At 71.1% G+C, this 12803-nt stretch carries 11 protein-coding genes and 2 pseudogenes; 4 read left to right on the plus strand and 9 right to left on the minus strand.

Annotated features, from left to right (window positions below):
* Window positions 1-214: 214 nt before the first annotated feature.
* From ADK41_RS32830 to ADK41_RS42620, 4 genes are all read right to left on the minus strand, one after another.
* The gene (locus ADK41_RS32830; protein WP_051843646.1) at window positions 215-793 is read right to left on the minus strand and encodes a hypothetical protein; all 579 of its coding nucleotides are present in this window, start codon (window positions 791-793) and stop codon (window positions 215-217) included.
* A gap of 7 nt (window positions 794-800) precedes the next feature.
* The gene (locus tag ADK41_RS32835) at window positions 801-1151 is read right to left on the minus strand and encodes a GNAT family N-acetyltransferase (protein WP_106979613.1); all 351 of its coding nucleotides are present in this window, start codon (window positions 1149-1151) and stop codon (window positions 801-803) included.
* Window positions 1152-1179: 28 nt separating this feature from the next.
* The gene (gene panD / locus ADK41_RS32840; RefSeq protein ID WP_030836267.1) at window positions 1180-1602 is read right to left on the minus strand and encodes an aspartate 1-decarboxylase; all 423 of its coding nucleotides are present in this window, start codon (window positions 1600-1602) and stop codon (window positions 1180-1182) included.
* 299 nt (window positions 1603-1901) lie between these two features.
* A complete protein-coding gene (locus tag ADK41_RS42620) occupies window positions 1902-2111 on the minus strand; it encodes an acyl-CoA dehydrogenase family protein (protein WP_106979614.1) in 210 nt (69 codons plus the stop codon).
* 31 nt (window positions 2112-2142) lie between these two features.
* On the opposite strand from ADK41_RS42620, the gene ADK41_RS32850 reads away from it, so the two are divergent.
* The 3 genes from ADK41_RS32850 to ADK41_RS32860 all read left to right on the plus strand — a co-directional run bounded on the left by ADK41_RS32850 (window position 2143) and on the right by ADK41_RS32860 (window position 5290).
* Entirely contained in the window at window positions 2143-2352 is a 210-nt protein-coding gene (locus tag ADK41_RS32850) for a hypothetical protein (protein WP_030836273.1), read from the plus strand.
* 253 nt (window positions 2353-2605) lie between these two features.
* Window positions 2606-3016: an FKBP-type peptidyl-prolyl cis-trans isomerase gene (locus ADK41_RS32855; RefSeq protein ID WP_037805302.1), complete on the plus strand. Its 411-nt coding sequence runs from the start codon at window positions 2606-2608 to the stop codon at window positions 3014-3016.
* A 543-nt stretch (window positions 3017-3559) separates the two neighbouring features.
* A complete protein-coding gene (locus ADK41_RS32860) occupies window positions 3560-5290 on the plus strand; it encodes an endo-1,4-beta-xylanase (protein ID WP_199822427.1) in 1731 nt (576 codons plus the stop codon).
* Between the two features lie 550 nt (window positions 5291-5840).
* On the opposite strand, the gene ADK41_RS41875 is transcribed toward ADK41_RS32860, so the two are convergent.
* The 3 genes and pseudogenes from ADK41_RS41875 to ADK41_RS32865 form a co-directional block, all read right to left on the minus strand.
* Window positions 5841-6017, minus strand: a complete 177-nt coding sequence (locus ADK41_RS41875) for a hypothetical protein (protein WP_158717730.1) — start codon at window positions 6015-6017, stop codon at window positions 5841-5843.
* Between the two features lie 157 nt (window positions 6018-6174).
* Window positions 6175-6278: pseudogene (locus ADK41_RS44405) on the minus strand (transposase); the annotation flags it as partial.
* Window positions 6279-6682: 404 nt separating this feature from the next.
* Window positions 6683-7621: a bis(hydroxyethyl) terephthalate hydrolase gene (locus tag ADK41_RS32865; RefSeq protein WP_051843648.1), complete on the minus strand. Its 939-nt coding sequence runs from the start codon at window positions 7619-7621 to the stop codon at window positions 6683-6685.
* 450 nt (window positions 7622-8071) lie between these two features.
* On the opposite strand from ADK41_RS32865, the gene ADK41_RS32870 reads away from it, so the two are divergent.
* Window positions 8072-9718, plus strand: a complete 1647-nt coding sequence (locus ADK41_RS32870; protein WP_051843650.1) for a helix-turn-helix transcriptional regulator — start codon at window positions 8072-8074, stop codon at window positions 9716-9718.
* Between the two features lie 63 nt (window positions 9719-9781).
* On the opposite strand, the pseudogene ADK41_RS32875 reads toward ADK41_RS32870, so the two are convergent.
* Together ADK41_RS32875 and ADK41_RS32880 are read right to left on the minus strand one after the other, a co-directional pair.
* Window positions 9782-10157: pseudogene (locus tag ADK41_RS32875) on the minus strand (nuclear transport factor 2 family protein).
* 383 nt (window positions 10158-10540) lie between these two features.
* Window positions 10541-12160: an alpha-L-arabinofuranosidase B gene (locus ADK41_RS32880; protein WP_037805303.1), complete on the minus strand. Its 1620-nt coding sequence runs from the start codon at window positions 12158-12160 to the stop codon at window positions 10541-10543.
* Between the last annotated feature and the right edge of the window lie 643 nt (window positions 12161-12803).

Genomic DNA, 12803 nt, shown 5'->3' on the forward strand with positions numbered 1-12803 from the left:
GGGCCGGCTCCGGGCCGGGGCCCGGCGGCGGGGGCGGAGGCGCGGGGTCCGGGTAGGGCTCGGGGCGCGAGGGGTCGGGGCCCGGAGTGGGACCCGGGGTCGGGCCCGGCGGGACGGGGTCCGGGTACGGGTTCGTCATGGCGCGTCTCCTCCGGCCTGTCGCTCGACGTGGGCTCTGGACTACTCCCCGCCTACCCGACGGCCGCCTCTCCAGTCACCCGCCCGCGCGACGGCGCGGGGCCGGGTGGCGCAGGCGGGCCGCCGCGGCGAGTCCCGCACGGGGACGGGACAGCACGGGCACCCGGATCGTGGTGAGCCGCTCGGCCGGGGCCACGGAGGCCTGGGCGAGGACGATCGCGTCGGCGCCGGTGACCGCGTCGGCGGCGTCCGCGACCCGGCGCGCGCACCCCGCCGGGTCACCCGCCTCGAAGCATGCCCACGCCCCCTCGGCCGACACGGCCCGCACCCGGGCGGACCGTCCGGCACGGGCGGCCCCCTCCTCGACCGGCGCCGCCGTCGGCCGCGGCGTGCTCTCCAGGACGGCGAGGCCGACGGCGGTCGCCTCCGCGACCCCGCCGATGGCCGAGCGGGTGCACCGCACGGCCCGGGCGCCGCGGTCGACCACCTCACGCACCCTCGCCCGCACCTCGTCGGCGACCGCCGCGGGACCGCGGGCGCGTTCCCACAGGTCCTCGGCGACGGTGTGCCGCAGCTCCAGCCCGGGGTGGTCCTCGTCGCGCAACGCGTCGAAGACGGGCACGTGAACGGGCGAGGTGTGCAGCGGTGCGAGCACGCGGGCCTCAGAACCGCCCGGGATGCGCCGCCAGCCACTCCTTCGCCGCCCGGATCAGCTCCGGCCCGGCCGCCGGGGCCTGGTCGGGGTGGCGTTCGGCCCACGTGGCCACGTAGGGGCAGAGCGGGGCGACGGCGCCGTCCTCGCGGGCGGCGACGGCGTAGAGCTCGCGGGCGAGGGAGCCCGCGATGCCCTTGCCCTCGTGAGCGGGCTCGACGACGGTGTGCACGGGCACGAGCGCGTGTTCGGGGGTGTCGAGCGGGAAGTACTCGATCCGCCCGACGACCTCGCCGTCCGCCACCGCCTCGAGCCGGCCCGCCGCCCGGTCGTCCCGGATCTCGATGTCACCCATGGCCACGTCACGCTCCTGCCTCGGTCTGCGCCGGTCAGGCCGCTGTGACGGCCCCCGGGCTGCGCTCCTGGTCCGACCCCGGCACCGGCTCGGACGGGTCGGCCCCCAGGGACACGATGCGGTTGTCGCCGTCCACGTGCACCACCCGGGGTTCCAGCGCCCGCGCCTCGGCGTCGGTCACCTGAGCGTAACTGATGATGATCACCAGATCGCCGGGCCGGACCAGATGGGCGGCGGCCCCGTTGATCCCGATCACCCCGGACCCGCGCTCGCCCTCGATGACGTACGTCTCCAGCCGCGCCCCGTTGGTGACGTCGACGATGTGCACGAGCTCCCCGGGCAGCAGATCGGCGGCGTCGAGCAGCTCGGCGTCGATCGTCACGGATCCCACGTAGTGCAGGTCGGCCTGGGTGACGGTGGCGCGGTGGATCTTGGACTTGAACAGAGTACGCAACACTTTGGACTCCTGGAAGACGGCTCCCTGCCTGCTTTGTGCAGGTCAAGGGCGGTCTTCACTGTACACGGGCATGCCTCCCGGCCGGAGGCCCCGCAGAACATCGTGCACCGTACCGAGCAGGCTTCCCGCCTGCGCTTCTGCGGGAGCCGGGCTGTGGTGACGCCGCAGGCCAGGCGCTTGTCCGGCTGGCCGTCCCGGACCATTCGGGGACTGATGCCGATCAGATGCCGACTCACCTGACGGAACATCAGGAATACGAGAGGTGCGGAACGAGCGACTCGGCCACGCCCACATCGGCGTCACGGCCGGCGTCTTCCCTGGGCCACGTCGGCGTGGACGTCCGGACCGACGCCTTCGTACCCGGTCGGCGCCACGAGCCCCAGCAGCCCCGACTCGCGGAGCGCGGCGGAACTCTCCACCGGGAACCTCGCCCGATCGTCCACTTCCGCCGCGTACTTGCGCAGCACGCTCGCGGCCGTCAGCACCGCCTCATGGCACGGGTCACTCATCGCCGCCCTCTTCCCCTGCCCCGCGTAGGCATTGCCGATACGCGACCTCACCGGGTCCGCGTCCGAGATCAGCTTCCTGCCCGGCACGGAGGACGACCCGCAACCGCGTCGGCCGGAGATCACCCTCGCCCGCCGGGTGCTCGGCGGGCAGCCGGAGGTGCCCCTGCGGCACGGCCTGGCCGAGGTCATCCCGTCGTTCAGGGACCTGCGGGCGGCGGCGCGGCTCGACGCAGTCGACTGAACGGCGCGCTTCGGCCCTGGCCCTCTGCGCCGCTTCCCGCCCGGGCGGCTGCCGTGCAACCCGAGCCACCGCGTCCCGCCCGGGCGTGCGGGGGCTCATGCGCCGGCCGTACGACGGACCGCCGTGCGCGGCCACTGATCCGGTGCGCTCCGGCAAACCGGCATGCGCGTTAGCGTGATCCTCTGCGGCATGGAGTGTCCATGGGCCGGGTCGGCCCGCACGAGGGTCTGCGACGGAGAGTGACGGAACTGCGATGAGTGAACTGACGAAGCCCGAGGTCGACGTCCCGGAGGGTGTCGCGCCTGCCGAACTGACCGTCCGGGACCTGGTCGTCGGGGACGGTGCCGAGGTGAAGCCGGGCACGGTGGTCAGGGTCCACTACGTCGGGGTGACCTTCGAGACGGGGAGGGAGTTCGACTCCTCCTGGGACCGTGACCAGCCCTTCAAGTTCGCCCTGGGCGGCGGCAGGGTCATCAAGGGCTGGGACCGGGGGTTGAGGGGGATGAAGGTCGGCGGTCGGCGCGAGATCGTCGTTCCCCCGCGTCTCGGCTACGGGAACCAGTCGCCCTCGCCGTTGATCCCGGCGGGCTCGACCCTGGTCTTCGTGGTGGACCTGCTCGACTCGTACTCCGCCGGCACAGGCGGCTGGAGCAACGCCCGCTGACCCAGACCGTTCCTGTTTCCGCGCCCTCGCCCTCGCCCCGGGCGTTCTCGTCATGGATCCGCGCACCCGGATCCTCCGCCCACTCCGGCGCCCACGCCTTGAGTTCTTCGACCTGCCGGGAGGTGAGCCCGTACGCGGTGCAGTCCTCGTCCTCGTACCAGTCCGCGCCGACGAGCCGCTCCCGGAGGTCTTCGAGGCTGAACTCGTCGTGGGCGCGACGGCGGCCCAGGGATTCGAGGTCGGCGGTGGAACGGTGGCGGGAGGCGGCCTGAACGTCGATGAGGTCGCGGAGAATCAGGATGAAACGGTCCCATTGCCGACCGTACCGGCCCACCGCCGACCGTACCGACCGCTCTCCGGCCGTCGTTCCCGAACGGTTCTCGGCCGACGGTCCCTCACTCGCACCTGAAACAATGGCGATCAGTCACAGCGGGGCGGCGCGATCGGTCGCGCACCGTTCTTGCCGCGGCTGGGGAGGACGGCGCTCGGCGACGGTGTGGCTGAGGGCGGCGATGCCGTCGGAAGACGGGCTGAGGATACGGAGTGCTGCTGTTCATGCGGTTTCGAAAGAGCGCTGTCATCGCGGTTGTGTGTGCCTTGGTCGCTGGTGTCTCGGGGGACCGTGCCGGCACCTCCGCGCCCGCGGGGGGACCTGTGGAGGACCTCCTGAACGGCAGGGACTGGGCTCACTTCGCCGGCGGGAAGCCCACGCACTCAGGGGTACGGGTCACACACCTCGACCGGCGCATCACACACCAGGACGGTACCGGCGGACAGCCGAACCCACCGGTGAACCTGCGCGGTCCCCACATGGTGTTCCGAGGGGATGTCCGGATCGAGGCCGGTCTGCGGCGCACGGATGACACGGATGCCTACCTGCATCTGTACGGTGAGACGCCGGTCATCTACGACGAATGGCGCTACGAACGGCGCGGCGTGCGCATCGGCGTGGTCGGCGAAAGGCTCCGGATCGACCGCTGGGACGGGGACTCCGACAGACCCGCGATGACCCGGACCTTCGGGAGCGGCCTGGGGCTCGAAGTCCGCGTCGCCGTCGAAGTCCGCGCGAACAGGCTTGTGCTGGAGGCCGACGGCAGGGTCGTGGGAACCGTTCCCGCGCGGGACGTCTTCGGCAGTGGCCGCATCTGGTTCGGCGCGGATGCGGGAGCCCGCGGGAAGGGCTGGACCCTCAGCGATCTCCACGCGCGGTCACTGGGACGGGGCCGGATGTCCGTCGTGGACGCGCCTGACCTGCGAGTGCCCCGGTCCAGCGATGCGATGCGTGATCTGGCGGCGCTTCTCCCACGCCCGATCCGTATGGGAACCGCCCTGGCCGCGGGCCCCTTGCTGACCGACAGCGCCTACCGCCGGACGGCGGGTGAGGAGTTCTCCATGCTTACGCCGGAGAACGACTTCAAGCCGCAGTTCGTCCAGCCTCGACGCGGCGTGTTCGCGTTCGCGGAAGGCGATACCTTGGTGGACTTCGCCGAGGCCAACAGGATGAAGGTGCACGCCCACACCCTCGTCTGGTTCGAAGCCCTGCCCGCATGGATGCGCGCCGAGATGACGCACGAGCAACGCAGGCGCGTCATGGTGGAGCACATACGCGCGGTGGCGGGCCACTTCCGGGGGAAGGTGGCGGAATGGGACGTGGTGAACGAGCCCATGTCCGACGAGGATGAGGACTACTCCAACGGCAACCGGGGCGTGCGGCCACAGTTGTGGTTCGAAGCGATGGGTGAGCAGTACATCGACATCGCCTTCCATGCTGCCCGCGAGGCCGACCCGCACGCGGTGCTGTACCTCAACGAGTACGGGGTGGAGGAGGACGGTCCACGCTGGGATGCCCTCTACGCGCTGCTGATCCGGTTGAAGGAGCGGGGCGTTCCGATCGATGGCGTCGGTTTCCAGGACCACGAATACGCCGTCGGCGACCGTACCGACCCCGAGGTCTTCCGACGCAAGGTCCGGGCTTTGGCCGGGCTCGGCCTGAAGGCCCGGGTCTCGGAGGCGGACGTCCTCGTCGACGAGGACGAAGAGGACATCCAGGCCCGCCAGTTGGCGGGGAAACTCGCGGTCTGCGGCGAAGAACCCAACTGCACCTCGTTCTCGACCTGGGGTTTCACCGACAAGTACGGCTCCACGGCTGACCTGCGACACTATCCCCCGAGTCCGGGAAACGCCCTTCCCTGGGACGCGACGTACGAGGTGAAACCCGCCTACTGGGCACTGCGTGACGTCCTGGACGACGCTCGCCGCTCAGGTACCGGATAGGTACGGCGAACACCGCGAACGACCAGTGGGACCGTTTCATCCTGATTCCGCGGTTCGCGGGGCTGGTGTGGTCCGGGAGTGAGGGATTCCTGCCGGTCAGCATCATGATCACTGCGGGGGTGGTCGCCGGTCACCTCTGGACCCGGTGTTCGCGAGGACGAGGAGGGCCCGCAGGAGGGTGGCCGCGCGCGGCGGTTCGTCGCACGGCCGTCTCGCGCAGCAGGATGCGGGCCGCGTGATGAGTTGTGCACCAGGTGCCACCACAGCGCTTCACGCAGCCGGCACCGCCGGACACGGCCGATGCCGCCGGCCGCGCCGCCCGACGACCGCCGGCATCGGCGCCGGACGCGCCTGGATCAAGGCGATGCGTCGATGCCGGTGATCATCGGGGCAGGAGCTGAAAGCTGTCGGCACTTCCCGCGCCGAGCACGGCGGAGGGACCTCTCGGAACTCCCCGCCTTGCGGTGCTTCGGTTTCGCCGGCTGGTGCGTGTTCGGGTGGACCTGCCGGCGCACCCGGTGGACGTGGTCGGCCACGACGTGGTTGACGTTCACCACCCGGACGGCGCCGGGCGGCGCGACAGGCCCCTGTGACGGTTGCAGGTCAGCATGCCGGACACCGTCCGGCCCGATGCTGACCGTTTGCTGACCTCGATGTGGCGATCAGGCACCTGAACTGCGTAAACAGCAGAACGCCAGATCTTGGACGTGAACATCGTGCGCAGCACGTTGGACTCCTGGAAGCCGACTCCCTGCCTGCTTTGTGCAGGTCAAAGGCGCCCTTCACTGTGCATCGGCATGCCTTCGGCTCGAAGACCTTCAGGAACATCGTTCGCTGCTGTGACCAGGCTTCCCGCCTGCGCGCTTCTGCGCCGGCCACGCTGCTTCGAAGACCGTCCGCAGCAGCGTGGCCGCCCAGGGCCGGGCCGACTTCGGAACCTGGCTCAGCAAGTTCCTCGCGCAGTGACGCGGCATCGCTGCGTCGCGGCCCGCTGCCCGCCACCGCCGACGCCCTCGTCGCCGTGCCTGACATCACCGTGGCACGACCAGTCACGTAGTCGGACCGCGCCGGCCGCGCCGCAGTTCGTCAGGACCGTCAGGACGGCCGGGCACTGCGCGGCTCGGTCCGCAGCACGGGCGTACTCGTGCCCCATCCGGGCCGAGCTGTCGCGACGCCGCCGGCCGAGCGCCGGTCGGGTAGACCCATACGGAATATGCGGGGACCTCTGCCGATCAGATGCCGACCCACCTGACGGCATGTCGATTCATGAGGGTGGCAGACCGCGTCATTTCCGCGCGGAACGCGCGGCGCCCGACCACCGGACGGCCCGTGCCGGAAGCCCCCGTCGCGGGCGAGCCGGCGGGCCGCGACCGGGGTCACGTGGTGTGCGGGTCACGCGGTGTGCGGGCAGTTGCCCCGATACTCCGCGATCACCGAACTCGGCTGCGGCAGCGGGCACAGGAACTGCTCGTAGCGGGTGTCATTGTCGATGAACCGCTTCAGCCAGCTGATGCTGTACTTCGCGATCGTCGTGTCCGGGAGGTTCGGCGCGAAGTGACTCGCGCCGTTCAGCTCCAGGTACGCACGGTCCAGCGAGGACGGCAGGCTCTCGTAGAACGGCTCGGAGTGCGAACGGACCGAGGCGATGGTGTCGCGCTCCGCTCCCACGACGAGGGTGGGCGTCTTGATCTCCGGCCAGCTCTTGTCCAGGTTCCACGCGGTGAGCGGAATGGCGGCCTTGAGCGAGGGCCGGTCCTTCGCCGCCTCCAGCGTGCCGCCGCCGCCCATCGAGTGCCCCATGACCCCGAGCCGGTCGCTGTCGATCCGGCTGCGGACGCTGCTGTTCTTCGTGAGGTAGTCGAGTGCGGCCAGCAACTGGTCGCCGCGGGAGGCCGGCTGGTCGGAGGTGGTGTTGGTGTCGATGGTGAACACCACGAAGCCCTGGGAGGCGAGCCGCGGGCCCAGCCAGGCGATCGAGGACTGGCGCGCGGTGAATCCCGGGGCGATCGCCACCGCTCCGAACGTGCCGTCGTCGGTGCTGCTCGGGTAATAGATCGTGCCGCCGCCGAACCCGGACACACTCAATCGGGAGACGCTGGTCTCGGAGACGGCGTACGGACCACGCGTGGCCGTCACACTCGAGTCGGTGGGGGCCGGCCCGCGCTCGAAGGGGTTCTCGGCGGCACTGGCGCCACCGGACAGCGTGGTCGCCAGGCCGGCCAGTGCCGCCGCGGACGCGAGGGCGCCGAGGAGCGGACCGCGGGACCGGCGGCGGTGCCGCGTGGGGCCGTTCACGGGGGCGGGAGCGGACGGCTGGGGAGTTGCCTGCATGAGCGGTTTCCTCTCGCCTCGTCCCCTGACGACGGTGGGCGGGAGCCGGGAGCCCCAGGGCCGTTGACACGTGTCGGCAGTCGTGAGGCGTGTCGTCGTGGAGGTCGAGGAGGACGGTGGTTCATGGATCGGTCGGGCGTCCGGTCCGTATACACGGCAGAAGCGTGGAACGCTCCTGGCCTGACATCGTGGACCGGTTCCCGGAGCCACCCCGGGACGACCGGCCGCGCCCAGCGTAGGAGCCGGAAGTCTCTTGCACATCGGTGGAATCACCGGTCTCACAGCTCACACTCAGCGGGCTCACGGCCGCGGCCCCTCAACAGCCTTCCCCTGCTTGCCTGAGAACCGGCTGTCCGGGCTGCGTACTTCTGCGGTGTCCAGCCACCCGGTTCTCGCCAGGGTGTCTTGAACCGTCTGTTACTCTCCGGAAACGTTGGACAGGAAGCGGCAATGAACGTGTACGACCAGACAGCCGGCACGGGCGACGACCGGGCCTCTCAGTTGCTCAGGGCCGCCGAGCGTGCCCGCCGCGGCGGGCAGACCCGCCGCGCTCTCGCCCTTCTCGTGGCCGCCCGCGGCGCGGCCGGTGACAACGCACCCCTGCGTGCCCGGGCCGAACTGCTCCGGGGTCTGCTCCTGTTGGGCGACGGCCCCGTGGCCGATGCCCACCAGATCCTGCTGCTCGCGGCGGAGTCCTCAGGGGCTCACGACGTGGAGGGCGCGGAGCAGGCCCTCGCGGCGGCGGCGGAAGCGGCCTGGGCCGCCGGCGACCTCACGGCTTACCTCCAGTCGCTGGAACGCCCCGCCGGACGCCCGGCGGACGGGACACCGCCGTCCGGACGGACCGAGAGCGCGGGCACCGTGGCGGCGCCGTGGGGTGCCTTCCGGGCGGGCATGCGCCACGCCGTACTGGTCGACTTCGCCCGGGCGGCGCAGGAGATGGAACCGCTGCTCGCCGCCGCGGCGCGCACACAACGGCCGGACGCCCTGCTGTACGCGGGCCGCGCGGCGTTGGTACTGGGCGACATCACCGTCGCGCGGCGCCTGCTCGGCCGTGCCCTGGCGGCAGCCGGCGCCGAAGGTGTGTCCGACCTGACCGCCCGCATTCTGGAATTCCTGGCCTACGCCGAACTGCGCGCCGGCCTCCACCACCAGGCGCGGGCCCACGCCGAGGAAGGCCTGCGGGCCGCCCGTCGGCTCGGTCAGCGCAACTTCGGCGCGCAGCACCATGCGCTGCTGGCACTGGTCTTCTCCCTGGTGGACGCCGACGGCGCCGCCGAACACCACGGCGAGGCCGCCCTGGCGGTCGCCCGGCCTCACGGGCTGCTCCAGGTGAGCACCATGGCGGAGTGGGCCCGCGCCCGCTCCGACCTGGGCCACGGCCGGGCCGAACAGGCCGCGGTCCGTCTCGGGCCGCTGCTCCGACCGGGCCCCCGGCGCGGGCACTTCGGTCTGTGGATGCTCGCGGTGCCGTGCCTCGTGGAGGCGACGGTCCTGGCGGGACTGGACGAGGGCGTCACCGACATGGTCGACCTGTACGCCGGATGGGCCGCCCTGGGCGCCGACGCACAGGCCACGGCCCAACTGACCCGCCTCCGGGCCCTTACGGCACGGGACGAGGACTGCGAGGCTCTGTACCAGCAAGCTCTGACGGAGCACGAGGCCGCCGGGGAGAGCCAGTTCGAGCACGCCCGCACCCTGCTGGCCTACGGCATGTGGCTGCGCCGCCGGCGCCGCCCCCTGGAGGCCCGGCTTCAGCTGCGGTCCGCACTCGTCGGCTTCGAGCGCTGCGGCGCCCTGCTGTGGGAGAAGCGCACACGGTCCGAGCTGCGGGCCGCCGGGGACAGCGCTGCCAACGACGACGTCCGTGCTCTCGGGCGACTGACTGCGCAACAGCAGCGCGTGGCAGGCCTGGTGTCGTCCGGCGCCACCAACCGTGAAGTGGCCACGCGACTGTCGCTCAGCCCTCGCACCGTGGATCACCACCTGCGCAACATCTTCAGTCAACTGGGCGTCCGCTCGCGGGTCGAGCTGGCACTGCTCATGAACGGCGGGCAAACGGAACGCAGCGGCGGCAGTGGGGGCGGGAAGGCCTGACGCGGGGCAAGGACCGGAGACATCCGACCGCTGTCGCTCGGCAGCCCGCGACAGAAGGACGACTCAGGAGGCGGACGGCTCGATCTCCCCCGCGAGGACGATGACCTGGTCGATGAGGCTCCCTCGCAGATGGACGACGTCCGTTCCCGCCAGGTGGGGCCCCATCAGGCGTGGTGAGGACCCGCTGGCGCCGGGCGCATTCGTCAGGCATGTCCACCGCCGAGCAGCGCATCATCGTGCCGGTCCCCGCCGGGTGACGCCGGATGTCCGGCACGAACCGCTCGACCACCGCGCTTCCTTCGCTGCGGCCCAACGGACCCCAGAAAACCACGCCCGAGGTCAGGGCCTGCGAGAGCAGAGCAGTCACACAGCTGTCGTCCGAGGCGTTGAACGCGGAGATGAACGTGTCGACCGCGGAGCGTGCGGTCTCCTCCTGCATTCCCCAGTCATACCAGCCGTTTCGCGTCTGCTCGTCCCATGAGCCGCTTTCCGATCACGCTGAACCATCCCGTCACGGCACCGGCGCACCGGCGTCCCCACGGCGTTTCGTAAGGAAGCCCCGGGCCCGGCGGCCCCGGAGCCTTGCGCTGCCGCGCCGAAGACCGGAGTCGGGGGGTCAGCACGTGGGCAGCCAGACGCGCATGGGGCCGTCCTGGCGGTTGGCTCAGGCGTAGTAGGGGACGGCGGTCAGCTGGACGGGATCGCCGTCCCCGGTGGGTGCCGCGCTGCCGTGGGAGGTGTACGGCCACCAGCCCGCGTCGGGGATGTGCCGCCGGTGTCCGGTGGCGCGGCGTCACCGTGCTCCGGTGGGAAGGCGCGGGGTCAGGCCCAGGGCTGGGCCACGGCCCAGCTGGTGTCGTCGTTCCAGGAGGTGGTGCTGTCCCACTCGTGGGACCCGCCCTGGCCGGCGACGTAGACACCGTATTTGTAGTGGCGCAGGTAATCGCTCGGATAGTTGGCCGAGCGGAAGGAGTGGCCCTGGCCGTTGTGGCCGGCGTCGGCGCAGAACGTGGCGTCCTCGGCGAACTGCGCGGTGCCGTCGTTGGTGTTCAGCCGCACTGTGAAGTTCGCATGGCGCAAGTACTGACCGGCCCTGTCGGCGGATTCGAACGAGACGCAGGAGGAGTTGGCCAGTCCTGCCCGCACGGTCCAGGTGGCGCCGGACTTGGCGGTGGAGCCGCTGGACGCGGAGACCGGCGCGATGGTGACGCCGGAGCCGGCGTCGTCGTGCGCGATGTAGCGGTCGGTGCAGCATGAGGTGGTCGCCCGCAGCGAGACCTTCGAGCCAGGTGTGAGTCCGCCGGGGCCTGAGGGTGATGTCGTGTAGCCGGCCGCGGTGATGTTGGCCTGGACCGCGTTCTCGGTGGCGTCCGTGGGGTAGCCGGACGTCATGACGCCTTCGTAGAAGGTGCCGGTGGCTCCGTGGCTGTTGTCGCCGCCGATGCCGAGGATGATGGCCCCTTCCTTCTTCATCGGGTTGTAGCCCGGGACGTTGGGGCGGGGGCCGTTGTAGAAGGTGGACAGGCTGCCGGTCCGGGCGTTGCCGCCGCGGATGGCCCAGTGGTTGGGTTCGCCCTTGACGATGGCCGTGAGGAACCGGTGGCTGATGCTCGGGTCGCCCGCGTTGTAGCGCTGGTTGACGCCGGAGAAGAGGCCGTTCTCGAGGTCGGCCATGATCCAGGGGCCGTTGCCCTCGCCGTAGCCCCAGACCTTGTTGTTGCCGAAGTAGATGGCCTCCATGGTGCCGTTGCCGTTGTCGCGGCTGTTGGTCTCGGCGTTGCCGTAGTCGAAGCAGCAGCCGCCGTTGTAGTGCGTGCCGTTGAGGACCGCGTACATCCCCTCCGGCTGGTCGCCCTTGGCGATCCCGTTGGTGTTGTTGTTGCGGTATCCGGTGCCGGGAGCCACGTAGACGCCGTAGGCCTTGTGCCCGCCGATGCCGATCGGCGCGGCGGTGGCGTCGGCGAGGTTGTCGTACCCGCCCGGAGCCGGACCCGGGAAACCACCGGGAGGTGCCTGGGTGAGGCGGTTGTTCCGGCCGGACTGGTCGTAGATGACCGTGATGAGGCAGGTGGTGCCGGCGCAGAAGGAGTCCTGGGCGGCGGCGTCGGCGACTCCGCCCTGGCCGAGGAGGCCGATGTCGCGGGTGGCGTTGTCGGAGGTCCGGCGCACCTGGTACAGCGGACCGTCGTAGGAGGCGTACAGTGCGCGGGTCGTGCTGTGCGCCGCGACACAGGGTGTTCCGCCGGACGCGTAGAGATCGCACGGTCCCGAGGCGGCGGCCGGTGCGGCGGTCGCCGCCGCGCCGGGGTGCCGCCCCGCGGACGGTTCGCTCGCCCCGGTGGCGGACGCCTGGCCTCCCAGCAGGGCCGCGGTCAGTCCGATGCCCGACGCCAGCGCGGCGAGCGTCCTTCCCCGGCGTAAGCGGCTCAAGATCAACGACATGTCTCTCCTCATGGGGGATCGGGAGATGTCACGGCCGGCGGAACTCCCGCGCATGCGAAGGAGCAGCGGGGAAACCGGTGTCCGTCCAGCACCCGCTCGTGCTCGGTCCCGGCCGGAATCACCACAGCCCAAGCCGTTCGTTCGGTATGTCGACCATTGAACGGCTTGCCGGACAGACGTTGATGGTCACGGGACCGCACGGGCCTGTCAACACTTCTCACACACCCGCATCCCCGCGCCGGCGGCAGGCATGCGATTCCGGTCAGGGCCGGCACCACGGCCCGGACAGCACCGTGCGGCCGGCCTCGGGATCCGGCGAATCGAGCGACAGGTATTGACGATCGCCCGGCGCCCCCTAGGATCCAGTGTCCGAAGGCACGTTCACTGTTCGAAATAGCGAACGAAACGACGTCGGTTCCGCCTCTGTGCCATTCCTGCGCCTCTCCCGTGGCGGCGCAGACACGACAGCACCGCGCATCACGACCGCACGAGCATCCGTACCAGTCCTTCACCACCCGGAGTTCGGCATGCCGACACGCACGCCGCCCGGAAAGGGCGCCGGCCGCCCCGGGACCGCGCCTCGCACGGACCGCCCCACCGCCGCACCACCGATGTCGTACGCGCCGTTTCGAAGGTGCGCGTG

This window comes from Streptomyces caelestis (genome assembly GCF_001279005.1).
Classification (GTDB): domain Bacteria; phylum Actinomycetota; class Actinomycetes; order Streptomycetales; family Streptomycetaceae; genus Streptomyces; species Streptomyces heliomycini.